24 protein-coding genes are annotated in these 25,692 nt (G+C 70.9%); 11 read left to right on the top strand and 13 right to left on the bottom strand.

Going from position 1 to position 25,692, the window contains the following annotated elements; all coding sequences use genetic code 11:
• Positions 1-83: 83 nt before the first annotated feature.
• Entirely contained in the window at positions 84-830 is a 747-nt protein-coding gene (locus EZM51_RS12580; protein WP_136708597.1) for a phosphoglyceromutase, read from the bottom strand.
• 47 nt (positions 831-877) lie between these two features.
• On the opposite strand from EZM51_RS12580, the gene EZM51_RS12575 reads away from it, so the two are divergent.
• Positions 878-1,717 (top strand): class I SAM-dependent methyltransferase, encoded by an 840-nt coding sequence (locus tag EZM51_RS12575; RefSeq protein ID WP_136708637.1) that lies wholly within the window; start codon positions 878-880, stop codon positions 1,715-1,717.
• A gap of 81 nt (positions 1,718-1,798) precedes the next feature.
• On the opposite strand, the gene EZM51_RS12570 is transcribed toward EZM51_RS12575, so the two are convergent.
• The 4 genes from EZM51_RS12570 to EZM51_RS12555 all read right to left on the bottom strand — a co-directional run bounded on the left by EZM51_RS12570 (position 1,799) and on the right by EZM51_RS12555 (position 5,092).
• Complete coding sequence (locus EZM51_RS12570) at positions 1,799-2,878, bottom strand: FUSC family protein (RefSeq protein ID WP_136708596.1); 1,080 nt, start codon at positions 2,876-2,878, stop codon at positions 1,799-1,801.
• Positions 2,875-4,032: a folate-binding protein YgfZ gene (locus EZM51_RS12565; RefSeq protein ID WP_136708595.1), complete on the bottom strand. Its 1,158-nt coding sequence runs from the start codon at positions 4,030-4,032 to the stop codon at positions 2,875-2,877. The genes EZM51_RS12570 and EZM51_RS12565 overlap by 4 nt, the downstream gene beginning before the upstream one ends.
• Positions 4,032-4,640 carry an FABP family protein gene (locus EZM51_RS12560; RefSeq protein ID WP_136708594.1) on the bottom strand — a complete coding sequence of 203 codons (609 nt, stop codon included), beginning with the start codon at positions 4,638-4,640 and terminating at the stop codon, positions 4,032-4,034. Before EZM51_RS12560 ends, EZM51_RS12565 begins: the two co-directional genes overlap by 1 nt.
• 137 nt (positions 4,641-4,777) lie before the next feature.
• Positions 4,778-5,092 carry a hypothetical protein gene (locus EZM51_RS12555; RefSeq protein WP_136708593.1) on the bottom strand — a complete coding sequence of 105 codons (315 nt, stop codon included), beginning with the start codon at positions 5,090-5,092 and terminating at the stop codon, positions 4,778-4,780.
• 104 nt (positions 5,093-5,196) lie between these two features.
• On the opposite strand from EZM51_RS12555, the gene EZM51_RS12550 reads away from it, so the two are divergent.
• From EZM51_RS12550 to EZM51_RS12515, 8 genes are all read left to right on the top strand, one after another.
• Complete coding sequence (locus EZM51_RS12550; protein ID WP_136708592.1) at positions 5,197-5,886, top strand: response regulator transcription factor; 690 nt, start codon at positions 5,197-5,199, stop codon at positions 5,884-5,886.
• 45 nt (positions 5,887-5,931) lie between these two features.
• Entirely contained in the window at positions 5,932-8,106 is a 2,175-nt protein-coding gene (locus EZM51_RS12545) for an RNA degradosome polyphosphate kinase (RefSeq protein WP_136708591.1), read from the top strand.
• Complete coding sequence (locus EZM51_RS12540) at positions 8,103-9,038, top strand: NUDIX hydrolase (protein ID WP_136708590.1); 936 nt, start codon at positions 8,103-8,105, stop codon at positions 9,036-9,038. The genes EZM51_RS12545 and EZM51_RS12540 overlap by 4 nt, the downstream gene beginning before the upstream one ends.
• Positions 9,039-9,290: 252 nt before the next feature.
• Positions 9,291-10,382, top strand: a complete 1,092-nt coding sequence (locus EZM51_RS12535; RefSeq protein WP_136708589.1) for a phosphate ABC transporter substrate-binding protein PstS — start codon at positions 9,291-9,293, stop codon at positions 10,380-10,382.
• Between the two features lie 96 nt (positions 10,383-10,478).
• Entirely contained in the window at positions 10,479-11,417 is a 939-nt protein-coding gene (gene pstC, locus EZM51_RS12530) for a phosphate ABC transporter permease subunit PstC (RefSeq protein WP_136708588.1), read from the top strand.
• On the top strand, positions 11,417-12,520 hold the full coding sequence (gene pstA, locus EZM51_RS12525; RefSeq protein ID WP_136708587.1) for a phosphate ABC transporter permease PstA: 1,104 nt from the start codon (positions 11,417-11,419) through the stop codon (positions 12,518-12,520). The genes pstC and pstA overlap by 1 nt, the downstream gene beginning before the upstream one ends.
• A 19-nt stretch (positions 12,521-12,539) precedes the next feature.
• Positions 12,540-13,319: a phosphate ABC transporter ATP-binding protein PstB gene (pstB, locus tag EZM51_RS12520; protein ID WP_136708586.1), complete on the top strand. Its 780-nt coding sequence runs from the start codon at positions 12,540-12,542 to the stop codon at positions 13,317-13,319.
• A 220-nt stretch (positions 13,320-13,539) separates the two neighbouring features.
• Positions 13,540-14,727: a malic enzyme-like NAD(P)-binding protein gene (locus EZM51_RS12515; RefSeq protein WP_136708585.1), complete on the top strand. Its 1,188-nt coding sequence runs from the start codon at positions 13,540-13,542 to the stop codon at positions 14,725-14,727.
• Between the two features lie 2 nt (positions 14,728-14,729).
• Here EZM51_RS12515 and EZM51_RS12510 read toward each other — a convergent pair whose 3' ends face one another.
• The 3 genes from EZM51_RS12510 to EZM51_RS12500 all read right to left on the bottom strand — a co-directional run bounded on the left by EZM51_RS12510 (position 14,730) and on the right by EZM51_RS12500 (position 17,834).
• Positions 14,730-15,617, bottom strand: a complete 888-nt coding sequence (locus tag EZM51_RS12510; protein WP_136708584.1) for an aminodeoxychorismate lyase — start codon at positions 15,615-15,617, stop codon at positions 14,730-14,732.
• Between the two features lie 161 nt (positions 15,618-15,778).
• Positions 15,779-16,492 carry a response regulator transcription factor gene (locus EZM51_RS12505; protein WP_136708583.1) on the bottom strand — a complete coding sequence of 238 codons (714 nt, stop codon included), beginning with the start codon at positions 16,490-16,492 and terminating at the stop codon, positions 15,779-15,781.
• Entirely contained in the window at positions 16,485-17,834 is a 1,350-nt protein-coding gene (locus EZM51_RS12500; RefSeq protein ID WP_136708582.1) for a histidine kinase, read from the bottom strand. Before EZM51_RS12500 ends, EZM51_RS12505 begins: the two co-directional genes overlap by 8 nt.
• A gap of 142 nt (positions 17,835-17,976) precedes the next feature.
• Between EZM51_RS12500 and EZM51_RS12495 the strand changes: the two genes are divergently transcribed.
• On the top strand, positions 17,977-19,122 hold the full coding sequence (locus EZM51_RS12495) for a hypothetical protein (RefSeq protein WP_136708581.1): 1,146 nt from the start codon (positions 17,977-17,979) through the stop codon (positions 19,120-19,122).
• Positions 19,123-19,149: 27 nt separating this feature from the next.
• On the opposite strand, the gene EZM51_RS12490 is transcribed toward EZM51_RS12495, so the two are convergent.
• From EZM51_RS12490 to EZM51_RS12480, 3 genes are all read right to left on the bottom strand, one after another.
• The gene (locus tag EZM51_RS12490) at positions 19,150-19,788 is read right to left on the bottom strand and encodes a DNA-directed RNA polymerase subunit beta (RefSeq protein ID WP_136708580.1); all 639 of its coding nucleotides are present in this window, start codon (positions 19,786-19,788) and stop codon (positions 19,150-19,152) included.
• 112 nt (positions 19,789-19,900) lie between these two features.
• Positions 19,901-20,368 carry a hypothetical protein gene (locus EZM51_RS12485; protein ID WP_136708579.1) on the bottom strand — a complete coding sequence of 156 codons (468 nt, stop codon included), beginning with the start codon at positions 20,366-20,368 and terminating at the stop codon, positions 19,901-19,903.
• Between the two features lie 1,030 nt (positions 20,369-21,398).
• Complete coding sequence (locus EZM51_RS12480) at positions 21,399-22,448, bottom strand: LLM class F420-dependent oxidoreductase (RefSeq protein WP_136708578.1); 1,050 nt, start codon at positions 22,446-22,448, stop codon at positions 21,399-21,401.
• A 244-nt stretch (positions 22,449-22,692) separates the two neighbouring features.
• On the opposite strand from EZM51_RS12480, the gene EZM51_RS12475 reads away from it, so the two are divergent.
• Complete coding sequence (locus EZM51_RS12475) at positions 22,693-23,868, top strand: MarP family serine protease (RefSeq protein WP_169053897.1); 1,176 nt, start codon at positions 22,693-22,695, stop codon at positions 23,866-23,868.
• Positions 23,869-23,880: 12 nt separating this feature from the next.
• Here the strand turns inward: EZM51_RS12475 and EZM51_RS12470 are convergent, their stop codons facing one another.
• Together EZM51_RS12470 and EZM51_RS12465 are read right to left on the bottom strand one after the other, a co-directional pair.
• The gene (locus tag EZM51_RS12470) at positions 23,881-24,813 is read right to left on the bottom strand and encodes an aldose 1-epimerase family protein (RefSeq protein WP_136708576.1); all 933 of its coding nucleotides are present in this window, start codon (positions 24,811-24,813) and stop codon (positions 23,881-23,883) included.
• Positions 24,810-25,667 (bottom strand): DeoR/GlpR family DNA-binding transcription regulator, encoded by an 858-nt coding sequence (locus EZM51_RS12465; protein ID WP_136708575.1) that lies wholly within the window; start codon positions 25,665-25,667, stop codon positions 24,810-24,812. The genes EZM51_RS12470 and EZM51_RS12465 overlap by 4 nt, the downstream gene beginning before the upstream one ends.
• Positions 25,668-25,692 lie beyond the last annotated feature (25 nt).

Below are 25,692 nucleotides of genomic sequence, written 5' to 3'. Positions count from 1 at the left end.
AGGGCCGACGCCGAACGCGCCCGGATGGACGCGAACGGGCGGGGGATGCGACATCCCCCGCCCGTCGTCGTCGCGACGAACCGCTACTTCTTGCCCTGCGCCGCGACCGCGGCCGCGCCGGCCGCCGCCGCCTCGGGGTCGAGGTACTCGCCCGGCTGGATCGGCATGTAGTCGTCGCCGAGTTCGTAGACCAGCGGGATGCCGGTGGGGATGTTCAGCTCGGCGATGTCGGCGTCGCTGATGCCGTCGAGGTGCTTGACGAGTGCGCGCAGCGAGTTGCCGTGCGCCGCGACGAGCACCGTCCTGCCCGCGGCGAGGTCGGGGATGATGCCCTCCTCCCAGTACGGGAGCATGCGTGCGATGACGTCCTTCAGGCACTCCGTGCGCGGCATCTCCTCGTCGGACAGGTTCGCGTAGCGCGGGTCGCCGACCTGCGACCACTCGCTGTCGTCGGCGATGGGCGGCGGCGGCGTGTCGAACGATCGGCGCCACAGCATGAACTGCTCCTGGCCGTACTTCTCGAGCGTCTCGGCCTTGTCGAGGCCCTGCAGGGCGCCGTAGTGGCGTTCGTTCAGCCGCCACGACCTGCGCACGTCGATCCAGAGCCGGTCGGCCGCCTCGAGGGCGATGTCCGCGGTCTGGATGGCGCGCGTGAGCACCGAGGTGTGCAGCACGTCGGGCAATACCCCGCGCTCGACGAGCAACTCGCCCGCGCGCTTGGCCTCGGCGCGGCCGAGATCGCTGAGCCGCACGTCGACCCAGCCGGTGAACAGGTTCTTCTGGTTCCAATCGCTCTGGCCATGGCGCAGCAGCACGAGGGTGTGTGGCATGTCGACCAGCCTAGCCGGGGCGGACGTCCAGCTTCGTGCTGCGAGACTTGGAGACCGTGCCCGTCGGATCCGTCACCCGCGGCACGACCAACACCAATCGGCTCCGGCGCATCGACCGGTGGATCTCGGAGCATCCGGCGTTCCGTCGTGCCCTCGACCCGTTCGTCGTCGACCTCGGCTACGGCGCCAGCGGCGTCACGACGTTCGAGCTCGCGTCCCGACTCGCCCGGGCACGAGCCGACGTCGAGACGCTCGGCCTCGAGATCGACGCCGGCCGCGTGCTCCGGGCCCGGGGCCAGCTCGATCGGCTCGCACGCGGCGAACTGCCGTTCCCGGCCGGCCTCGCCGTGGCGTTCGATCTCGGCGGCTTCGAGGTGCCGACCGGGGGCCGCAGGCCCGCCGTGATCCGCGCGTTCAACGTGCTGCGCCAGTACGACGAGTCCGAGGTCGCCGAGGCGTGGTCGCGCATGACCATGCGGCTCGCTCCCGGCGGCCTCCTCGTCGAGGGCACCTGCGACGAACTCGGACGCATCGCGAGCTGGGTGGGCATCGAGGCATCCGAGAAGGATGCCGCGGCGGCATCCGTTCCCTCGACGTTCACCATCAGCCTGCGCCTCACCGGGCTCGACCGTCCGTCGGTCGTCGCCGAGCGCCTGCCCAAGGTGCTCATCCACCGGAACGTGCCGGGCGAGCGCGTGCACGACCTGCTCGCCGCACTCGACCGCGCCTGGCGGGTGCACGCGCCGCTCTCGGTGTACGGCCCGCAGCAGCGCTGGATCCGGAGCGTCGAGACGCTCCGCGACCGCGGCTGGCCGGTGCGCGGCAACGCGCGTCGATGGCGGCTCGGCGAGCTCACGCTGGACTGGGCGGCGGTCGCACCGCACTGATCGCGAGATTTCGCATCACACGAGCGTGATTTCGCGGGCGACTTGCGAGATTGACCGGCGCCCCGAACCACGGCCCGCGGCTCAGTCGGACGGCAGGAGTGAGCGCGCGTCGTCGAGCGCGAGGCCCGTCGAAGTGAGCAGGTCGATGAGGTAGGGCCGGAGCGCCGTGATGGTGTTGCGATCGCCCACGGAGCCGTCCGGGAGGATCGCCACGGGATCCAGGTGGCGCGTGATCTCGGCGAACGCCTGCCTCGCCACCGGCTGCTGCGAGACGTCGCGGAGGGAATCCGCGAGCAGCCCGACCGCGACGGCGATGCGCGCGTGCACGTCGGCGACCTCGGGCCGAGGGCGACCGTCGCGCAGCACCCACTCGATGCGCCGAGCGATGATCCGGAGGTTCCTCGTCGCGAGGTCGAGGCCGGCGAGCATGACGCGCTGGCGCTCGAGGTCGAAGCGCGAGCCCCGCACGAGCGGTGAGATGCGTGCGACGGCGAGACCGGAGTCGACCGAAGCCGTCCAGTTCTCCACGAGCGGCTGCGTCGCACGCGCCCGAGAGAGCGCCTGGCCCGCAAGCTCCGTGCTGCCCGACCGCAGCGCCTCAGCGAGCTCGCCGAGCACCGCCACGTGCTCGGCGATGAGCCGACGCCCCTCCCGCATCGATGCCCGGCGGGGATCGCGCGGGATGATCGCCGTCGCGGCCAGCGCGAACGCGCCGCCGACGGCCGCGTCGATCGTGCGCACGAAGGGCCCGCCCTCGGGTGCCGGCACGAGCATGACCAGCGTGCACTGCACGGCCGCGGCGATCGCGAACGCTGCGTTCGCGGAGACCAGCCGGGCCACCGCGAGCGTGAGAGCGAGCGCGACGGCGAACTGCGGCACGCCCTGGCCGAACCCGACGAGCAGCACCTCGGCGAGCGCGATGCCGAGCGTCATCGCCACGACGGTCTCGAACACGCGGACGGGCCGCGCGTCGCGCACGAAGCCGAGCGCCGTGATCGCGACGATCGCGGCGATCAGCGGCTCATGGTGACCGACGACGAATCGCGCGAAGGCGTACGCTGCGGCGGCCGTCACCGTGATCCGCAGGATCGCGGGCAGCGAGTCGCGGAGCCGGCTCCACCCCGCAGCGGATCGCGCGGCGAGGCGGCCGGCGACCGTCACTTCCGGACGCCGAGCCGGGGCAGCCGGGGCACGTCGACCGCCGCCCCGGCGCTCGCCGGCACGATCTCGACCTGCGCCGCCGCGACGTCGATGCCGTGGCTCTCGACGATGAGCTCGAGGTCGGGGGGAACCTGGCGCTTGATCACGGCGAGCGCGACCGGTCCGAGTTCGTGGTGCATGGCGCTCGACGTGACCCGCCCGACGACGCGGCGTTCGGGGGCCTCGCCCGGCTCGGGCTCGGGGCGCACCTTCTCGCCGACCACCGGATCGCCCGGTTCCGGGAGCACGGTGTCGCTGCCGTCGAGGTGGAGCAGCACGAGCCGACGCGGCGGTCGGCCGAGGTTCAGCACCTTGGCCACCGTCTCCTGGCCCTTGTAGCAGCCCTTGCCGAGGTCGACGGCGCTGCGCAGCCAGTCGAGCTCGTGCGGGATCGACTTCTCGTCGACCTCGGTGGCGAGCCTCGGCCGCCACGCGGCGATGCGGAGCGCCTCCACCGCGAGCGAACCCGCGACGGCGACGCGGCCTCCGCGCACGGCTTCGGCGGCATCGGCGAGCGCCGCACGCGGCACGATCCGCTCCACCCAGTGCCAGGCGGATGCGGGATGCCCCGCGTCGGGGGCGTACCGGTGCGCCCCCGGTGCCGGCGACGACCACGGGTCGGTCCAGTCCAGCGGGACGCCGTTCGGCGCGAGCGCGGGCGCGGCGGCATCGAGGGCCTCGGTGGACATCGCGCCGAGCACGGCGACCTCGGACGAGCGGTCGGCCACCTCGACCCGCAGCATGAACCGCATGCGGTCGAGCCAGGACGCGAGCGGCGCGGCATCCGCCCCCTCGACGATGAGCCACGTCGAATCGCCGTCATCGACGACGTGCACGACGTGCTCGATACGACCGGATGCATCGAGGAAGAGCGCCTCGGCCGGTTCTCCCGGGGCGAGCCGATCGAGCGCCTGGCTCGCCATGGAGTGCAGCCAGGTGAGCCGGTCGGGACCGGTCACGCTCAGCACGCCCCGGTTCGAGCAGTCGACGATCGCCTCACCGCGTTCGAGCCGGCGCTGCTCGACGATGGGGTTGCCATAGTGGCCGGCGACGCCCTCGTCGACGCCCTCGGCGGCGACGGCACCGTCGAGGGCGAGCAGCGGCGTGCCGGTCATCAGTCGACCTTCGCGAGTCGGGCGGACGCGTGGGTCCGCAGATCCTGGCCGAGGGCCGCGATGTCCCAGGCCCAGAGCAGGTGCCCCTCGACGAGACCGTAGAGCCGCGTCGCGGCCGCGTAGTCCTTGGCGCCGGCGGTGCGCATGACGGCATCGGTCGCGAGGTCGATGCGCGGGCCCTTGACCTGGCCGAGGTACAACTCGGCGACCCCGCCCGGGTGGACGAGCGACACCTCGAGGTCGAAGCCGCCATCGGGATTGCGCAGCGTCTCGACCGATTCGGCGTCCCGGTAGCGCGACTCCCCCACCGCCGGGAGCATCGCCGGACCGGCGTCGCCCTCGCCGAGCCGGCGCTCGAGACGCCAGTAGCCCGTCTCGGTGGTGAGCGGCGTCGGATCACCACTCGGGTCGTCGGGGAACAGCCACGTGTACGAGGTGTAGTTCAGGTGCGGCATCCCGTCGTGGCTGAAGCTCAGGCGCTGCCCGAACTCGTGCGTGATCGACTCATCGCCCACCTTGTAGTCGATGACCCCCGACCCCTCCCAGACCCCGATGAGCCAGGAGAGCGGAACGAGCTCGGCCGGCAGGTCGACGGGCAGCTCGATCATGCGACTAGCGCTGCCCCCTGAACAGCTTGTAGACGACGACGCCGCTGACCCACGCGATGGCCAGGCTCGCGAGTCCGAGCAGGCCGATGAAGAGGAGTTCGAGAGCGAGCAGCTGCGACATGCTCCGAGTCTACCCGTCAGGCCGAGGCGACGGGCACCACGGCGAGGGCCGCGATCGCCACGACGGCCGCCGCTCCCGCGATGCTCGTGCTCGCCCGCGTGACGAAGCCGCTCGGGCGGCGGGTGGCGAGTTGCACGGCCAGCGAGGCGACCACGCTCGTCGCGAAGACCACGCCGAGCGCGCCGTAGACGCCGAGGCGCGTGGAGTCGCCGAACCAGCCAGTCGTGCCCGTGTAGGCGAGGGCGACGACCGTGACGGCGCCGATGACCGAGATCGCCCAGATGATCAGGATGCCCGGCCATCCGCCTCGCGTCTCCGAACCCGCCTGCATCGTCTGACTCCCTGTTTCCCCATCGCGACTGCCGATGTCCGGCGTCACGTAGTATTGACCGCACCTTACTACTGGAGGCCAGTGACTGCGGAGGGAGTACTGCCGTGGCGCAGCTGCTGATCCTGTCGCCGGCGGCCGACGAAGACGTTCTCCCGGCCCTGTCGCTCCTGTCTCATCGAACGCGGGTCATCCCCGCTTCGCCCGAGCAGCTGGTCAGGGCGCCCGAATCCGACCTCGTCCTCCTCGACGCCCGCACGAATCTCGCCGCCGCCAAGGCCCTATGCCAGATCCTCCGCACGACCGGGATCTCGGTGCCGCTCATCCTCATCGTGACCGAGGGCGGGCTCACGGCCGTCACGCCCGACTGGGGCGTCGACGACGTGGTGCTCGAGCACGCCGGACCCGCCGAGGTCGACGCCCGCATCCGGCTGGCGATCGGTCGCGCCCAGACCGCGCAGCCCAGCGAGCGCATCCAGACATCGGGCGTCGTCATCGACGAGGCGAGCTACTCCGCCAAGGTGCGCGGCCGCACGCTCGACCTCACCTACAAGGAGTTCGAGCTGCTGCGCTTCCTCGCAGCCCACCCGTCGCGCGTCTTCACGCGCGAGCAGCTGCTCAGTGAGGTGTGGGGCTACGACTACTTCGGCGGCACGCGCACGGTCGACGTGCACGTGCGCCGGCTGCGGGCGAAGCTCGGCGACCTGGACAACCTCATCGGCACCGTGCGGAACGTCGGCTACCGCTTCAACGTGCACGAGGAAGACGACGAGGGCGCAGCCGTCACCGCACGTTGACAAGGCGTTCACGGCCCCGACCAGCACGAATGGCATGATGAGGGGATGACCGACAGCGTCCTCGACGAAGACCGCACGTCGAGCGACTTCGACGACGACTTCGAGCCCTTCGACATCGAAGGTGCGCCCGAGCTGCTCGCCGAACGCTACCTCGATCGCGAACTCGGCTGGCTCGCGTTCAACCAGCGCGTGCTCGAGCTCGCCGAGGACCCGCGCGTGCCCGTGCTCGAGCGGGCGAACTTCCTCGCGATCTTCGCTTCGAACCTCGACGAGTTCTTCATGGTGCGGGTCGCCGGCCTGAAACGCCGCATCGCCACGGGCCTCGCCGTTCCCACGAACGTGGGGCGCTCCCCGGTGGACGTGCTGACCGACATCTCGAGGAAGGCGGGCGAGCTGCAACTGCGGCACGCGGCCGCCTACCAGGAGCTCGTGAAGCCGGCGCTCGCCGAGGCCGGGATTCGCATCGTCGCCTGGGACGAGCTCGGCCAGGCCGAGGTCGCGCACCTACGCGACTACTTCTCCAGCCAGATCTTCCCCGTTCTCATGCCGCTCGCGGTCGATCCGGCGCATCCGTTCCCGTACATCTCCGGCCTCTCGCTGAACCTCTCCGTGCGCGTGCGGAACAGCCGCACCGGCCGTCAGGAGTTCGCCCGCGTCAAGGTGCCGCAGATGCTGCCGCGGTTCGTGCGCGTCGATCCTGCCGAGACGATCGAGGACGCCCGCTACGTCGCCCTCGAAGAGCTCATCGCCAACCACCTCGGCGACCTCTTCCCCGGCATGGATATCGTCGAGCACCACGTGTTCCGGGTCACCCGCAACGAGGACGTCGAGATCGAGGAGGACGAGACCGAGAACCTCATCCAGGCGCTCGAGAAGGAGCTCCTCCGGCGCAGGTTCGGTCCGCCCATCCGCCTCGAGATCACCGACGACATGGACGACGTGACGCTCGGGCTGCTCTCCCGCGAGCTCGACCTGCCCGACCAGAGCATCGTCCGCCTGCCGGCGCCGCTCGACCTCGGCGGGCTCTTCGACCTCTCGAGGCTCGACCGGCCCGAGCTGCACTACCCGACGCACGTGCCGACGACGAGCATCCAGCTCCAGCCGTCGGAGCCGAACATGCGGCCCGACATCTTCGCGGCGATCGCCCGCAAGGACGTGCTGCTGCACCACCCGTACGAGTCGTTCGCGACGAGCGTGCAGGCGTTCCTCGAGCAGGCCGCCGCCGACCCCGACGTGCTCGCCATCAAGCAGACCCTGTACCGCACGTCGGGCGACAGCCCCATCGTCACGGCGCTCATCGACGCCGCCGAGTCCGGCAAGCAGGTGCTCGCCCTCGTCGAGATCAAGGCCCGGTTCGACGAGGCCGCCAACATCACCTGGGCGCGCAAGCTCGAGAAGGCCGGCGTGCACGTGGTCTACGGCCTCGTCGGGCTGAAGACCCACTGCAAGCTCGCGCTCGTCATCCGCCAGGAGAAGGGCGTGCTCCGGCACTACAGCCACATCGGCACCGGCAACTACAACCCGAAGACGAGCCGCATCTACGAGGACCTGGGACTGCTCACCGCCGACGACCAGGTCGGCAAGGACCTCACCCGGCTCTTCAACGAACTCTCGGGCTACGCCATCGAGAAGAAGTTCAAGCGGCTCCTCGTGGCGCCGCTGCACCTGCGCAAGGGCCTGCTCAAGCTCATCGCCGCCGAGACGCGCAACGCCGAGGCCGGCAAGCCCAGCGGCATCCGGATCAAGGTCAACTCGATCGTCGACGAGGCGATCATCGACGCGCTCTACCGGGCGTCGAACGCCGGCGTGCCCGTCGACGTGTGGGTGCGCGGCATCTGCAGCCTCAGGCCGGGCATCCCCGGCCTGAGCGAGAACATCAGGGTCCGCTCGATCCTCGGGCGATACCTCGAGCACTCCCGGGTGTTCTCGTTCCTGAACGGCGGCGACCCGCAGGTCTACATCGGCTCGGCCGACATGATGCACCGAAACCTCGACCGGCGGGTCGAGGCACTCGTCCGGCTCACCGACCCCGACCACCTCGCCGAGATCGACGCCCTCTTCGACCTCGCCATGGACGAGTCGACGAGCTCGTGGCGGCTCGACGGCGACGGCGAGTGGATCCGCTCCTCCGCCGACGCCGACGGCCGGCCTCTGATCGACATCCAGAATCTCCTCATGCAGCAGATCGGACAACGCACCCGCTCGGGGAAGCGCCGGTGAGCACGGCGGTCTACGCAGCGGGAGCGGTGTGCTGGCGCCTCATCGAGGGCAAGCTCCACGTGCTCGTGATCCACCGCACGGTGTACGGCGACGTCACGATCCCCAAGGGCAAGGTCGACCCCGGCGAATCGCTCCCGCGAACGGCCGTTCGGGAGATCGCCGAGGAGACGGGACTCGAGGTGGCGCTCGGGGTTCCCCTCGGCGTCTCGCGATACGTGCTCGCGAGCGGCCGGGAGAAGATCGTGCACTACTGGGCCGCGGAGGTCAGCGAGCGGGCGGTGCACCGGTCGACGTTCAAGCCCAACGCGGAGGTCGCGGCGCTCGAGTGGGTCACCATCAAGCGCGCCCGCGGCTACCTCAGCTACCCGCCCGACGTGGAGATCCTCGAGAACTTCGCGAAGCTCGTCGAGCAGGGGGTCACCAGCACGTTCGCGCTGCTGCTCGTGCGGCACGGCAAGGCCGTCGGGCGAGGGGGCTGGAAGGGTCCGGATGCCACGAGGCCGCTGGTCGACCGGGGCGTCGCCCAGGCCGCGGCGCTCGTCGACACGCTCACCGCGTGGGCGCCGAAGCGCATCGTGTCGAGCCCCGCGGTGCGGTGCGTGACCACGGTCACCCCGCTCGCGGCGGCGACGGGCATCGACATCAAGCGCGAGGAGGGCATCAGCCAGGACGCGTGGGAGGCCGGCGAGGACGAGGTGCGACGCGTCGTCGGCAAGCGCGTCCGGTCGGGGAAGACCGCCGTGATCTGCGGCCACGGGCCCGTGCTGCCCGAGATCATCCGGGAGATCGCGCTCGCGACCGCCACCCCGCTCGGTTCGTACGTCACGGATGCCGCGGAGCTCGAGACCGGCGCATTCAGCGTCGTGCACCTCTCGGCGACGAACTCCGGGTCGGGCATCATCGCGATCGAGACGCACGCCCCCCGCGCCTGACCCGCCGCCCTGCACGTCAGCCACGTCAGCCATCGCAGGAGTTCAGGCGGTATCCCGCCCCTCAGGGCAGGATGTCGCCCATTCTCCTGCGCAGGGCGGACGGCGCGGTAGCGGGGCGGCATCCGCATTGGTACGCGGTCGTTCACCTTCCGTTTACCGACGTGGCGGAAGCTCGTAAGGCGAGCGACCTAACGTCGCAGGCGAGCCAGCACCGGCTCAACCCCTGCAATTCGAACCCCGGAAGGGAATCACGTGAACCTCAAGCGTTTCGGCGTGCCCGCCGTCATCGCCGTCACCGCGGCGCTCGCGCTCAGCTCCTGTGCCTCGAACGAAGGCGGGGCCGCCCCCGAGGAGTCGGCCTCGACGCTCTCGGGCAACCTCGTCGGCGCAGGCGCCTCGTCGCAGGACGCCGCCCAGCAGGCGTGGATCGCCGGTTTCCAGACCGCGAACCCCGACGTCACCATCGACTACGACCCGTCCGGCTCCGGCGCGGGACGTGAGACCTTCCTCGAAGGCGCCAGCGACTTCGCCGGCTCCGACCGGGCGTTCAAGGACGAGGAGATCGCCGCCGGCGGCTTCGCGAAGTGCGCACCCGACTCGAGCATCATCGAACTGCCGCTCTACGTGTCGCCGATCGCCGTGATCTTCAACCTCGAGGGCGTCGACACGCTGAACCTCGAGCCGGCCACCCTCGCGGGCATCTTCGCGGGCACCATCACCAACTGGAACGACCCGGCCATCGCCGCGACGAACGACGGCGTGACGCTCCCCGACCTCGCCATCACGCCGGTGCACCGCTCCGACGACTCGGGCACCACCGAGAACTTCACGGACTACCTCTACGCCGCGGCGCCCGCGGTGTGGACCTGGGAAGCCGACGGCGTGTGGCCGTTCGAGGGCGGCGAGGCCGCTCAGGGCACCTCGGGTGTCGTCGACGCCGTCACCAACGGCACGGGAACGATCGGCTACGCCGACGCATCGCGCGCCGGTGACCTCGGCACCGTCGCGGTGAAGGTCGGCGACGAGTTCGTGCCGTACTCGCCCGAGGCCGCGGCCTCGATCGTCGACGCCTCGCCCTTCGTCGAGGGTCGCGCCGAGGGCGACCTCGCGATCGAGCTCGACCGCACTTCGAACGAGAGCGGCGTCTACCCGATCGTGCTCGTCAGCTACCTCATCGCATGCCAGGAGTACGCCGAGCCCGACAACGTCGAGCTCGTGAAGGCCTACCTCGGCTACATGGCGAGCGCCGAGGGTCAGGATGTCGCGGCGGAGAACGCCGGCTCCGCCCCCATCACCGACGCACTGCGCGAGCAGGCCATGGCTGCGATCGACTCGATCAAGTAGTAGGTTCGTGCCCGACCCCGAGGTTCCAGAAAACCCGGGGTCGGGCACGACCGCGTCTCCAGATTCCGCACGACAGAACCCGAGGATTCACGCCAGATGAGCTCCGCATCGACCGCCATCAAGGCGAAACAGCGACCTGGCGACCGGGTCTTCTCCGGCTCGGCCGTCTTCGCCGGGTCCATGATCCTGCTCACCCTCGCCGCGGTGGCGATCTTCCTCATCGTCCAGAGCCTCCCCGCCCTGTTCGCCACGAGCGAGGACGCCTCGATCCTCCCCACGAACTTCTGGGCCTACGTCGGGCCGCTCGTCTTCGGCACGATCTGGGCCGCGGCCCTTGCGCTCATCATGGCGCTGCCCGTCTCGATCGGCATCGCGCTGTTCATCTCGCACTACGCGCCGCGCCGACTGGCCTCCCTGCTCGGCTACATCGTCGACCTGCTCGCCGCCGTGCCCTCGGTGGTCTTCGGCCTCTGGGGCATCGGCGTGCTCGCGCCCGCCGTACAGCCCGTGTACTCGTGGCTGGTCGACAACCTCGGGTGGTTCCCGCTCTTCGCCGGCCCGGTCTCGGGTACCGGGCGCACCATCCTCACCGCCGGGATCGTCCTCGCGGTCATGGTCCTGCCGATCATGACCGCCATCAACCGCGAGGTCTTCCTGCAGACGCCCGTGCTGCATGAGGAGGCCGCGCTCGCCCTCGGCGCGACCCGTTGGGAGATGATCCGCACGGCGGTACTGCCGTTCGGCCGCTCCGGCATCGTCTCCGCCTCGGTGCTCGGACTCGGCCGCGCCCTCGGCGAGACCATGGCCGTCGCCATGGTGCTGTCGGCCACCGGCGCCGTGACCTTCGAGCTCCTCACCTCCGTCAACCCGTCGACCATCGCCGCGAACATCGCGCTCAGCTTCCCCGAGGCGTACGGCATGAACGTCAACGTGCTCATCGCCACGGGCCTCATCCTCTTCGTCGTGACCTTCGCGGTCAACGCGTTCGCCCGCTGGATCGTCAGCCGCCGCAAGGAATTCTCGGGAGCCAACTGATGACCACGACGACGAATCCCGAGCCGGCGACGCGGCCAGCCGCCTCGCCGATCGTGAACACGTTCACCGCCGGACGCCTGCCGTCGTACGCGCCCTGGCTCGTCCTCGGCACGGCGATCCTGGTCGCCGCCGCCGTGTTCGGGGTCCTCGCCCTCGCCGCCGGCAGCGGCTATGACTGGGGCGGCGCGATCCTCGTCGGCGCGCTCCTGTACATCCCGTCCATCTGGCTCTTCTCGATGCTCGTGGAGGGCCGGCGTCGTGCGATGGATCGCCTCGTCACCGCGCTCGTGACGGGTGCCTTCGTGCTCGCGATGATCCCGCTGATCTCGCTGACGATCACGGTCGTGACGTTCGGGCTCGCCCGCTTCGACGCGGAGTTCTTCACGTTCTCCATGCGGAATGTCACCGGCGAGGGCGGCGGGGCGCTGCACGCGATCGTCGGAACGCTGCTCATGACCGGCGCCGCCGCCGTGATCTCGATCCCGATCGGCCTGATGACCTCGATCTACCTCGTCGAGTACGGCCGCGGGCGTCTCGCGCGCGGCATCACGTTCCTCGTCGACGTCATGACCGGCATCCCCTCGATCGTCGCCGGCCTGTTCGCCTACGCGGTCTTCTCGATCTTCCTCGGCCCCGGCACCCGAACCGGCATCGCCGGCGCGGTCTCGCTCGCGGTGCTCATGATCCCCGTCGTCGTGCGCTCGAGCGAGGAGATGCTGCGCCTCGTGCCCAACGAGCTACGGGAGGCCGCCTACGCCCTCGGCGTGCCGAAGTGGCTCACGATCGTGAAGGTGGTCCTGCCCACCTCCATCGCCGGCATCACCACCGGCATCATGCTGTCGATCGCCCGCGTCATCGGCGAGACGGCACCGCTGCTCATCGCCGCGGGCTTCACCGCGAGCATGAACTACAACCTCTTCGACGGCCGCATGCAGTCGCTGCCGGTGTTCGTGTACACGCAGTACGCGAACCAGGGCAACCCGCCCGAGGCGTACCTCGACCGCGCATGGGCCGCCGCCCTCACCCTCATCCTCATCGTCATGGCGCTGAACCTCATCGCCCGACTCGTCGCCCGCTTCTTCGCCCCGAAGTTCGGCCGCTGAACCGCCAGTTAGGAAACCCGTGTCCAAGCGCATCGAAGTCCGCGACCTCAACGTCTACTACGGCAAGTTCAAGGCCGTGGAAGGCGTGAGCCTCGAGATCGAGCCCCGCAGCGTCACCGCGTTCATCGGTCCGTCGGGCTGCGGCAAGTCGACGTTCCTCCGCACCCTGAACCGCATGCACGAGGTCATCCCCGGCGCCCGTGTCGAGGGCGAGGTGCTCATCGACGGCAACAACCTCTACGACCCCGACGTCGACCCCGTGCTCGTGCGCCGACAGGTCGGCATGGTGTTCCAGCGTCCGAACCCGTTCCCCACCATGTCGATCAAGGAGAACGTGCTGGCGGGCGTCAAGCTCAACAACCGTCGCATCACGAAGTCCGACGCCGACGAACTCGTGGAGAAGTCGCTGCGCGGCGCCAACCTCTGGAACGAGGTGAAGGACCGGCTCGATCGGCCGGGCTCCGGCCTCTCGGGCGGCCAGCAGCAGCGCCTGTGCATCGCGCGCGCGATCGCGGTCTCCCCCGAGGTGATCCTCATGGACGAGCCGTGCTCGGCGCTCGACCCCATCTCGACGCTCGCGATCGAGGACCTCATCGAGGAGCTCAAGCAGGACTACACGATCGTCATCGTGACCCACAACATGCAGCAGGCGTCGCGTGTCTCGGACAAGACGGCGTTCTTCAACATCGCGGGCACGGGCAAGCCCGGAAAGCTCATCGAGTACGACGACACCACGACGATCTTCTCGAACCCGTCGGTGAAGGCGACCGAGGACTACGTCTCCGGCCGCTTCGGCTGATCGCCGAATCCCTGTTACCATCGAAGCACGGTGTCGACCCACCCCCGTCGGCATCACCCGCGATTCCCACCCTCCAGCGGTGAGCAAGTGGCTGCGCGGCGCGTACGGCGCCGCCCCACGACTCGGCAGTCACCGCATGGTGCGTATCTTCGTTCAGCGGCGACCACCGCCCCACACCCCGCTTCGACGCATCCTGCGTCCGCTGTTCGAAGGATCCGACATGACCGATCGCGCCAGCGACACCAGTCCCATCTCCCTGACCGACGCCGAGATCTTCGCCGCCCATGACGGCGGCAAGCTCGAGATCGCCCTCGCCTCGCCGCTCGACACCACGCGCGACCTCTCCATCGCGTACACGCCGGGCGTCGCCCGCGTGAGCCGCATGATCCACTCCGCCCCCGAGACCGCCGAGCAGTACACCTGGGCGAGCCGGCTCGTCGCGGTCGTGAGCGACGGCACCGCCGTGCTCGGCCTCGGGAACATCGGCGCCGCCGCATCCCTGCCCGTGATGGAGGGCAAGGCCGCCCTCTTCCGTCGCTTCGGCGGCCTGAACTCCATCCCCCTCGTCATCGAGACGACCGATGTCGACGAGATCGTCGAGACGCTCGTGCGGCTCCGCTCGAGCTTCGGCGCGGTCAACCTCGAGGATGTCTCCGCCCCCCGCTGCTTCGAGCTCGAGGCCAAGCTCATCGAGGCGCTCGACATGCCGGTCATGCACGACGACCAGCACGGCACCGCCGTGGTCGTGCTCGCGGCCCTCACGAACGCCGCAAGGCTCGTGGGCCGGGAACTCGAGTCGCTCCGCGTCGTCATCGCCGGTGCGGGCGCGGCCGGCATCGCGGTGGCCGAGATCCTCCTGCAGTCCGGCGTCTCCGACGTCGTGCTCCTCGACTCGCGCGGCATCGTGACGACGGCCCGCGACGACCTCACGGGGGTGAAGGCGGCCTATGCCGCACGCAGCAACCCGCGCGGCCTCGCGGGCGGGATCGCCGAGGCTCTCGACGGCGCCGACGTCTTCATCGGGGTCTCCTCCGGCACGGTGCCCGAGTCCGCGCTCGCGACCATGTCGGACGACGCCATCGTCTTCGCGCTCTCCAACCCCGACCCCGAGGTGCACCCCGAGGTCGCGGCCCGGCACGCCCGCATCGTCGCGACCGGGCGCAGCGACTTCCCGAACCAGATCAACAACGTGCTCGCGTTCCCCGGCATCTTCCGCGGGACGCTCGACGCGCGCGGAACGCGCATCACGACCGAGATGAAGATCGCCGCAGCCCGGGCCATCGCGGCGATCGTCGGCGACGACCTGGCACCCGACCACATCGTGCCGAGCCCGCTCGACGAGCGGGTCGCGCCGGCCGTGGCCGCGGCGGTCATGGCCGCGGTGACCGACCGCCGGCCCCAGCCGTAGGCTCAGTCCCGGGGGCTCAGCAGGTAGGCGTTGAGCTCCCGGGTCTCGTCGGCGTCGTAGGGCAGGTCGCGGTCGTCGAGGTGGGTGACCCCGGCGGCGAGCCGGACGCTCGACACCAGCCACACGGCGTCCGCCGTCTCGAGGTCGTAGACCGGGATGTCGCGGTACTCGGTCTGCCGGCCGGTCGCCTCGAGGTGCTCGAAGAGGCTCTGCTGCGTCGTGCCGTGCAGGATCGCCCCCGACGGCGCAGGCGTCGACCACGCGTCGCCGCGGCGGATGATGACGCTCGACGTCGGACCCTCCATGACGTATCCGTCGCTCGTGAGGAAGATCGCGTCGTCGGCGCCGCGGCGCCGCGCCTCGCGCAGGGCCGCCATGTTCACGGCGTAGCTCAACGTCTTCGCACCGAGGAGCAGCCAGGGAGCCCGCTCCGCCGTGCCGCGGGCGTACCCGCGATCCAGGGTGACGGCACGGATGCCGTGTCGCCGAACTGGGGCGAAGTCTGCCGCCGGCGTGACGTGCAGCCACGCCGTCGGGGCCGGCCCGTGCTCCACCCCACGGCTCAACACGAGCTTCAGCGCGAACTCGCCCTCGGGCGGCAACGCGGCCACGGCGCGGGCGATGGCGGCCTCCCACTGCGGCAGGTTCGGCTCGGGCAGCTCGCAGATGCGCGCGGAGTTGCGCAACCGCTCGAGGTGCGGCCTCGCCTCCTGCGCGTGGCCGTCGACGACGCCGATGGTCTCGAAGATGCCGTCTCCACGCTGCGTCGACAACTCCCCCACCCGCAGGGCGGGCATCGATGCGTCGACCTCATGGAACGTGGCGTCGAGCCGGGTCACGTCGGCGTCGGCGGGCAGCGGTTCGATGAGGAGCGTGATGGTATCGGCCATGCTCCGATGCTACGCGGGCGACGCAGGCGGGACGCGCGGTCGCCCGGGCGATGAAGAACCCGGACGATGAAAGGCCGGGCCGCAGAACGCCTCTCGGCGCGAGGCCGCTCGAAGCGGCGAATATTGGAGCCCGGGGTTACTGCGGCCCGGCCTCGTCAAGTCTAAACGAGGCGGCGAGGTGGTTCATTCCCGCTGCCCTCCCGTCGGCGCCCCGCGATGCCGTGCTCGAAGGCCCAGATCACGACGTGCACGCGATCGGGCAACCCGAGCTTCGCGAGGATCGACGCGATGTGCGTCTTCACCGTGTTTCCGGTCAGGTACAGCCGTTCGGCGATCGTCTCGTTGGTGGCGCCGGTCAGCACTTCGGCCAGGACCTCTCGTTCGCGCGGCGTGAAGCGAGCGAGCAGCGCCTCCGGGTCGGCGGGCTCGGGAATCCGCGCCACGAAGTCGAGGAGGCTCGCCGTCGCCCGCGGTGCCACCACGGCGTCGCCCGCGTGCACGGCTCGGATGGCGCCCGCCAGCTCGTCGCTCGACGCGTCCTTGGTGAGGAATCCGCTCGCACCGGCGCGGATCGCGGCGAACACGTACTCGTCGAGGTCGTACGTGGTCAGGATCAGCACGCGGATGCCCGGGTGGGCGTCGAGCAGCCGTTCGGTGGCCGCGATGCCGTCGAGCCGCGGCATCCGGATGTCCATGAGCACCACGTCGACCCGGTGGGCCCGCGCGGATTCGAGCAGTTCGGCTCCGTCGGCCGCCTCGAACACGAGCTCGAGGTCGTCGTGCACCTCGATGATGGCCCCGACGGCCGACCGGATCAGCTGCTGGTCGTCGGCCATCGCGACCCGGATGCGTGGAGCGACGGGTTGCTCAGGCATCCGGCATCACCTCCGACGCATACGGGAAGACCGCCCGGGTGCGCCAGCCGCCGCCGTCGCGCGGACCGCTCAGGAGCCGCCCGCCGACCCGCTCCACCCGGTCCTGCATGCCCCGGATGCCGCTGCCGGATGCCGTCGGCGACGCCCCGCGCCGCGGCGTGCCGTCGTCGGTGATCTCGAGCACGAGTTCGTCATCGCCCCAGTCGAGTCGCACCTCGCTCGCCGTCGGCGGCACGGTGTGCCGCAGCGTGTTCGTCAGGGACTCCTGCACCACGCGGTAGATGACGAGCGCCGTGCCGGGACTGACCGCTCTCGACACACCGGTCTCGATCAGGGCGGCCGACCGTCCGGGCGCCATGACCTGCTCGACGAGCGCGGTCAGCTCGCCGAGACCGGGGCTCGGATCACGGGGTGCACGTCGCGGCGAGCCGTCCGCGGCGGGCGAGCCGTCCGCCCCCGTCGAGTCGGCGGGCGCGTCGACGAGCACCCCGAGGAGCCCGCGCATGTCGGCCATCGCCGAGCGTCCGGTCGTCACCACCTGTTCGATCGCCGAGCGGGCGCGAGCCTGGTCGCGATCGAGCAGCACACGCGATGCCTCCGCCTGCGTCACCATGACGGCGAGCGAATGCGACACCACGTCGTGCAGTTCCCGACCGATGCGGCGCCGCTCCTCGGCGAGGACGGCACGCTCGGCCTGGAGCCTGATCTCCGCGGCCTGACGCAGGCCGAGGTTCTGGGCGGCGCGGCGTCGACCGGACTCGTGCCGGTATCGTCCGAGCGCCCACGCCGCGCTGATGGCGGCCACCAGGAATCCCACGAACGCGAGCAGAACGGCCGGCTCGGTGTCGTGCCCGCGCATGACCGCGACGGCCGTCATCAGCGCCGCGCCGAGCAAGCCGAGACCGAGCGCCGCAGCCACGGCGACGCGGTCGTCGCTCGCCGCCGCCGAGAACACGAACACCAGGTAGACCGCCGCGCTGGGGAACAGGGAGGCCATGTACGGCAGGCCGGGCAGGGTGGCCACGGTGAGCGCGAGCATGACCGCGGATGCCGCCAGCAGCGTGCCGCGGGGCCACTTCCGCCGCACCACGACCAGCAGGTGCAGCACGACGAACATGCCGAGGATGAACGTGAGCCACGCGGCATCCGGAGGTGTCGGCAGCGTCGCGAGGAGTTCGGTCACCGTCACCGGAAGCAGCGCAGCCGCGAAGGCGGCGGCCCACACCCAGTCGGCGGCAGAGGGCGAGCGCCCGGCCTCGTCCGCCGGGCTTTCGGGGAGGCCCGACGCCGCCTCGCGCCGGACGGCGGACGAGGCGAGCCACGAGCGGTATGAGGCACCCATCCTTCGATCCACGGTACCCGTCAGGACCGAACGCGATCTCGCCCGATCGGGTGAGGCGCAGGCTGGTCGGCGCCTGCGACGCTGACATCGCCCGGCCCCACCGGATGCCGGGCGATCATCGGAAGGGAGACGTGCACCGATCATGAGTGCGACATCATCGACGCAGGCGATCGCGGACGCCACGAGCGGGCGGCGAGGTCGCCTCGCCCGAGCGGCCGCGTTCGGCGCGCTCATCACGTCCTCGGCCATGGCCGGGCTCGGCCTGGTCTGGCTGGTCGCCTCGGGCCTCAACCCGTTCGGCACCGAGCAGATGCAGAGCCTCGTCGGGGGGATGCTCGGCGCTGACGCGGTGGCCGGCGCCACGCTCGCCGTCGGTCTCGCCGGCGTCCTGCTCGCGGCGATCCTCGTGCTCCGGCGACGCGGCGACGATCCCGGCGGCAGCGCCGCACTCGGGGCCGCGGCCCTCGCCGTGGCCCTCTGCCTGGTCGTCGGCAACGTCCACATCATCGCGCTCGCCGGGTACCTGTTCGGTTTCTCGGCGGTGATCGCCGGGCTCGTCACCGTGGCGGTGCTCCTCGTGCGGGCGCCGCGGCTCGGCGTGCCGCTGCTCGTCGGTCTCATCGGCGTCGTCTCGGCTGCCGTGTGGATGGGACTCACCGGCGAGGCCGTCGTCGAGTTCGCCGTCGCGTTCGGGAGGGCGTTGCTGGAGGATGCGCCGAATCTCGCCGTCACGGTCGCGATCGTCGCCGCGATGGCGGCCTGGGCGACGGTCATGGTGATCGGGGTCGGGCGTTCCCCGGCCGGCCGGAGGTTCGAGACGTGGCTTGTGCGCCATCGCCGCGTCCTCACGATCCTCGCGGCCGCGGCTCCGCTCCCCTACGCGGTCGCGCGTGCATCCTGGCTGACCCCGTGGCCCCTGTTCGGCCCGATCGCCGAGGACCTCCCGCCGATCATTCTCACCACGGGCCTCATGCTGGGTACCGGTGCGGTGGCGGCGAGCCTGCTCACGCTCGGGCTCATCCTGCCGTGGGGCCTCACGTTCCCACGGTGGATGCCGCGGATCGGCGGGCGACCCGTCCCGGCCGCGGCCGCCGTCGTGCCCGGATCGATCGCCGCGGGTGCGCTGTGCGTGTCGGCGGGTTCGATGCTCCTGATCAACACCGATGCGCCCGTCGACGTGGTGATCCTGAATCTGGTGCTGCCGCTCTGGTTCTGGGGTCCGTCGCTCGCACTCGCGGTCTGGGGGTACGCGGCGTGGCGGCGCCGTCTGGCCTCGTATCCCGCGTGATCGGATCGCGGCGGTGGCCCGGCCGGCTCAGTCGAGCGAGTCGCGGCGCCAGAGCCTCGCGCAGGCGGCGAACTCGTCGGCCAGTTGCGTGAGCCGGAGCGCGCGCTGCGTGAGGAGGCCCGATCGGTCGGGGTGCGCGGCGTCCGAAGCATCCGCGTCGTCGGCGAGGCTCGCGAAGCCGGCCGCCACGACCCGTGCGAACGCGGCCGCGCGTTCGAGGGCCACGGCGAAGTCCCCACCGAAGAGCCCCCGGAGGATCTGGTCGGCGAGCTCCCGCACCTCGGTGGGGCCTGCCGGGATGGGGGCACCGGCCACGACCTGGTCGATGGTGTGCGACACCTCGGTGCCGCGCTGGAAGGCGAGGCTCACGCCGAGGGGATCCTGCCGGATGAGCGTTCGCAGCAGGTACACGCGCCACAGCGCACCCGGCAGGCTCTTCGGAGAGGCCTGCGACCACAGTTCGGCGATCGCGTCGATGCCGTGCTCGTCGGTGAACGTCACCAGACGCGCGACGACCGCGGGATCGGGATCCGAACGCACGCGCGACAACAGGGCCGCGGCGGTGTCGTGGGCGACGCGGCTGACGTGAGCGGGATCCTCGGCGCCGAGGAAGCCCTCGAACATGCCCGGCGGGAACCGCGTGGGTCGGTGGAAGTCTGAAGCCATCGCCGCAAGGGTACTCCCCGTCGCTGGACAGAGCCGGAGCATGGCGACGGGGATGGTCTCGGCGGTCGTCACCGACCGGTCGTCACCGACCGGTCGTCACCGACCAACGCGATCAGCCGGCGTTGATGCCCGCGCGAAGCACGAGCGCGGACCGCCAGTTCGCCCCCATGCGTTCGTAGGTGACCTTCGCGTGGCAGTTGCGGCAGCGGACATCGCACTTCGCGATCTCCGCCATGACGCGTTGCCACGAATAGGCCGCCTTCGCGAGGCGCATCACCTCCGCATCCTTCTCGGCACCGTCGCGATGGTCGAAGTCGAGCACGCGGATGTCGGTCTCGCCGCAATCGACGCACGGGTGGCCGAGCAGGTACTCGCCGATCCGATCGAGGTGCGCCGCCCGTGTCTTCGCCACTCGAGCCGCGACCGCCCTGCGATGCTTCTCGAGGTTCTCGGCGTAGTACCGCCTCGCCCTCGCCGCATTGCAGGTGCGACAGACCGATTGCAGCCCATCCGGCGAGGCCGTGCGCACATTGAAGTGCGACCGTTCGAGCGTCTGCCTGCACGTGGAGCAGATCTTCACGTTCCTCCTCGGAATCGGTGTGGCAGCAGCGTAGGACCGGCCACGGACACGGAGCCGCGGCGGAGCCGCCGCCGGCCGCGGTCTCGCAGAACTGATGAACGGGAGGCTGTTAGGCTGGCGATGCCCCTATAGCTCAGTTGGTTAGAGCAACGGACTTCAAAACAGAAAAATGGAGCGCCAGCGCCGAAATGCGTTGGATGACCGCCGCTATATGCTGGAACACCCTGAGAGCCCGAGGTACTCGCCCTCCTGGGCAGTGACAATCCGAGGGATTGGGCAATCAGCAGGTAACCGTGAGGGAACCTCAGAGACTACACGCGGCGCACCTGACCGGAGCCGGCTCCGAAGGTGAAGATATAGTCCAGACTGCAAGCCGCTCGACGGTGGCTGGGGAAACCCAGTGCAGCAGGTTAATCCGTGGGTCCAGGGTTCGAGTCCCTGTGGGGGCACTCACCATGTCGCACCGGCGTACGAGCACGCATGCACGCCATCGCCGGTGTTGTCAAGCCCTGTCGCCCGTCCACGGCGCGACGTAGAACGGAACCCATCGGGTCCGCACGGGCCCGACGAGGCGGGCCGGGCCGGCCGACGCAGCGCAGACGACCACGCGCTTCCCAGGACGCGTCGACCGGCGCCGGTCCACCCCCATGCACGGGAGCCACGTCGGCCATCACGCTGCACGACATGCCGACGTCGCGCGCCGAGCACGCATCCGGGCACCGCCCGGCGGGCGTTCGAGCTATTCGTCCGAGATCTCGGACATCACGGCACGATCGTCGCGCGTCATGGGACCGGGCCCGCGCCGACGCCTCGCTGCCGTCTGGAACTCGAACGTGCCCGCCATGGCGGCTCCTCCCCAGGTTCCCCTTCCTGCACCACGTCGTGCAGGTGAGTTCACCGTAACCCCCGAATCCGGCACACGCCAGTGTTCACACCCGTTCTGGGGAGCAGTGGCACCCGTTCTGGGGAGCACGGGTGCGTCGCCGGCGCGGCGGGTGCGTCGCCGGCGCGGCGGCACCCGCAGGCGATCTCAGCCGACGAGCGCCCTGAATCCCGACATGAGGGCGAGCCGCTCCGCCGAGGTGCGGGCGAGCGGGGTCACCGCGAGGGTCGTCACCCCGGCCTCGCGGAAGGCGTGCACGCGCTCGGCCACGTGGGACGCAGGTCCGATGAGGGAGATCGCGCGGACGAGCTCGTCGGGCACCGCCGCGACGGCCTCATCCCTGCGTCCGTCGAGGTAGAGGTCCTGGATCCGGGCCGCCTCGTCCTCGAAGCCGTACCCGGCGACCAGGTCGTTGTAGAAGTTCTTGCCGCGAGCACCCATGCCGCCGATGTAGAGGGCGAGCTGCGGCTTCACCGCGGCGATCGCCGCCGCCGCGGCATCCGCCCGATCCGTGATGGCGAGTGCCGGGCTCGCGAACACGTCGAGCGGCGCGAGTGCGGGGTCGCGCTTCGCGGATCCGGCCGCGAGCGCGGCGCCCCACGTCTCGCCCGCACGCTCGGGGTGGAAGAACATGGGCAGCCAGCCGTCGGCGATCTCGGCGGTCTGCTCCACCGACTTCGGGCCGAGCGACGCGATGGTGACCGGGATGCGGTCGCGCACCGGGTGGTTGATGAGCTTCAGCGGCTTGCCGAGCCCGGTGCCCTCGCCCTCGGGCAGCGGGATGCGGTAGTTGCGCCCATCGTGCACCACGGGCTCTCGCCGCCACACCGAGCGGCAGATCTCGACGATCTCGCGCGTTCGCCCGAGCGGCGCGTCGTAGCGCACGCCGTGGAACCCTTCGATGACCTGCGGGCCGGATGCCCCGATCCCGAGCTCGAACCGGCCGTCGGACACGTAATCGAGGCCGGCGGCGGTCATCGCCGTGAGCGTGGGCGTGCGCGTGTAGAGCTGCAGGATGCCGCTCATGAGCGTCATCTGCGTGGTGCGCGCCGCGAGGAACCCGAGCTGGCTCACGGCGTCGAACGAGTACGCCTCGGGCACGGCGACGAGGTCGACCCCCGCCTGTTCGAGTTCGGCCACCTCGTCGGCCGCCTCGCGGAATCCGCCCGCGTAGTTCAGGAACATGCCGACGCGCATCCGTCACTCCTCGTCGTGTGGTCGTGGCCGACGGCCTGCGCCGGGCCCCTCAGAGGCTAACCGACCGCCGGCGGGGTGCACGCCCCGTTGTACATGATCGACGACGGGTCGCGGGCTCGTGCGGGGTCCCGTCGTGGGTTGCGTGCATCGTGCGCGCCTTCAGCGGTCTCCGAGCCGGATGCCGCAGGCTGGAGTCCCGCGCATTCCGCGCGCTCGACTCCACCGCGACGAACGGAGGCGCCCGATGAGCTGGAGCCTGCTGCTCGACCTCCTCCTGGTCGTCGTCTTCATCGCCTCGGCCGTGATCGGCTATCGGTCCGGGCTGCTCCGCACGGCCGCCGGACTCGTCGGACTCGTGCTCGGCGGCATCGCCGCGTATTTCGCCATGCCCTGGGTGTCGACCCTCGTCCCGCTGCCCCAGTGGCGCGCGCCCGCCGCGATCCTCAGCGCGCTCGTGCTGCTCTCGCTGGGCGCATGGCTCGGCGCCGTCGTGGGTCGGGCGCTCCGGCATGGCGCGCGCGCCGTGAAGCTCGGGATCCTCGATCGGGTGCTCGGCGCGATCGGCAACCTCATCGTCACGGCGTTCGTGGTGGCGCTCGTGGGCTCGGGCATCTCGGCGATGGGCGTGCCGGTGCTCTCCCCCGCGGTCGCGGGCTCACGCGTGCTGTCCACGCTCGACCGGGTCACGCCGGCGCCCGCACGCAGCCTCCTCGCCGAGCTCCGCACGGCCACCTTCGGGGGCGCGATCCCATGGCTCGTGGAGGTGCTGGACCCCCCGGCGCAGGCTCCCCAGCTGCCCACGGGCGGCGTCGGCGACGGCGAGCTCGCGCGTGCCGCGGCATCCGTCGTCCGGATCACGGGCACGGCGTACCAGTGCGGCAGCAACATGTCGGGCAGTGGGTTCGTGGTGGCCGAGGACCGGATCGTGACGAACGCGCATGTCGTCGCCGGCGTCACCGAGCCGATCGTCGAGGCGCCCGGACAGCCCGCCGTCGCTGGTCGGGTCGTGGCCTTCGACCCCGAGAACGATCTCGCGCTCATCGCGGTGAACGGCCTCGCGACACCGCCTCTCGCGATCGCCGAGGCGCCCGCCGGCGCCGACGTGGCCGTGGCCGGGTACCCCTTCGGCGGGCCGCTCGAGTTGCGGCCGGCGCGGATCATGTCGATCGGGCCGATCACGATCCAGGAGTCCGGGCGCACCTCGACGCGCGACATCGTGACCTTGGCGGCCGACGTCGACCACGGCAACTCCGGCGGGCCGGTGCTCACCGGCGACGGCGACGTCGGGGGTGTCGTGTTCGCGAAATCGGACTCGGTCGCGAACGTCGGCTACGCCGTCCCGATCACGGCGCTGGCGCCGCTCGCGGCCGACGCGCCGCAGCTCGACGAGCCCGTGGACTCGGGCTCGTGCGTTCGCTGACGCGGCCGACGCTCAGTCGGCGCTGAACCCCTCGAAGCGGATGCCCCACGAGAGCTGCCACTCCTCGCCCGGCCCGAGCCAGCGCAGGCCGCGTCCGGAGTTGAACGCCTCGGCGGGCGCCGTCATCGGCTCGACGGCGATGGCCACCTCGCCGTCCTCGCCGGGGAAGTCGTGCGTCGTGAACACCTGCACGTAGTCGAACACCTCGTCGGCCCAGATCGAGACGCTGCGACCGTCGGGCGCGGTGAGCGTGTGCACGACCCTGCCGTCGTGGCTCGCGACCTCGCCGAAGGCGTCGTCGAGCGTGACGTCGCCGACCCGGCGGCCCTCGCGGAAGTCCCACTCGGTGCCGTCGACGGGCACCTCGCCGGTCGGCAGCAGCCGATCGTCGACCTCGATGTGGCTCGCCGCGTCGAGGCGCAGGGTGAGGTCGCCGGTCGGGACGCCGCCGACCTTCAGGTACGGGTGGGTGCCGACCGCGACGGGCGCGGCGTCGGCGCCGAGGTTCTCGATGAAGTGCGTGACCTTCAGCCCGTCGGCGACGAGCTCGTAGTGCACGGCCGTGCCGAGCAGGAAGGGGTAGCCGAGCTGCGGGTAGATGGTGGCCTGGAGGGTGACCGAGTCCCGCTCGCGGGCGACGGGGCGATACTCGGTGTAGCGGAGCAGTCCGTGGATGGCGTTGTTGCGGCTCGGCTCGGTGACGGCGAGATGCTCCTCGACGCCGTCGTGGGTCCAGATGCCGTCGCGGATGCGGTTCGGCCACGGCACGAGCACGATCCCGGCGCCCATGGGCTGCGGCTGGTCCTCGGGGTACTCCGGCACGAGTTGGATGCCGTTGATGGTGAGGGTGCGGATCCCGGCGGCCACCGCCGTGATCGTCGCCCGGAGGTCGCCGCTTGCCGTCGATGTCTCGAGGACGAACTGCTCGCCCGTGGGAAGAGTCATGGATCCACTTTAGGGTCTCGCGCGAGGTGCACCGCGAGCCCCGCGACCTCGAGCTCGGCGACGAGCGGGCGCGGCGCCGCGACATCCGTCACCAGTTCGTCGAAGGCGTCGATGGGCGCGATGCGACCGAGGTGCACCTCACCGAGCTTCGAGCCGTCGGCGACCACGATGCTGCGCGCGGCCGCCCGAAGCATGAGGGCCTTGACCGCCGCCTCGGGGAGGTTGGCGTTCGTCACGCCGTGCACCGGGTCGACGCCGTTGCAGCCGATGAACGCGAGGTCGACGTGCACCTCGTCGAGCATGGAGCCCGCGAGCGGATGCACGAGCGAGTGCTGCTTGGGGCGGAGCGTGCCGCCCGTGACGATCACGGTGAATCGCGGGATCTCGTCTTCGAGCTCGAGCGCGAGCGAGAGCCCGTTGGTGAACACCGTCAGGTCGTCGAGGTCGTCGCGGGCGCGCAGCGCCCTGGCGATCTGCAGCGTCGTCGTGCCGACGTCGAGGATGATGCTCTGGCCGCTCCGCACGAGCGACGCCGCATGCTCGCCGATGCGGCGTTTCGGTTCGACGGACGCCGCGAGCGCCTCCTCGAAGGTGGGCTCGCGATCCGGCCGCTCGGCGGCGAGCGTCGACGAGACGGGGACCGCGCCGCCGTGCACGCGCCGGATCTCGCCTCGGCGTTCGAGCGCGTCGAGGTCGGCCCGGGCGGTCACGGTCGTGACGCCGAACGCGGCGCTCAGTTCGGCGACGCGCACGAAGCCCCGCTCGGCCACGAGGGCGAGGGCGAGCTCCCGACGCCGGGGAGCATCGAGCGGCGCGTGCGCCGTGATCGGGGCGTCCGTCGCGGCATCCGTCATGGGGGAATTCTGCGCCGTGCACGCT

The sequence above is a fragment of the Agromyces sp. H66 genome, assembly GCF_004959775.1.
In the GTDB taxonomy this organism is placed as follows: domain Bacteria; phylum Actinomycetota; class Actinomycetes; order Actinomycetales; family Microbacteriaceae; genus Agromyces.
This window is presented reverse-complemented; position numbering and strand designations above follow the sequence as displayed.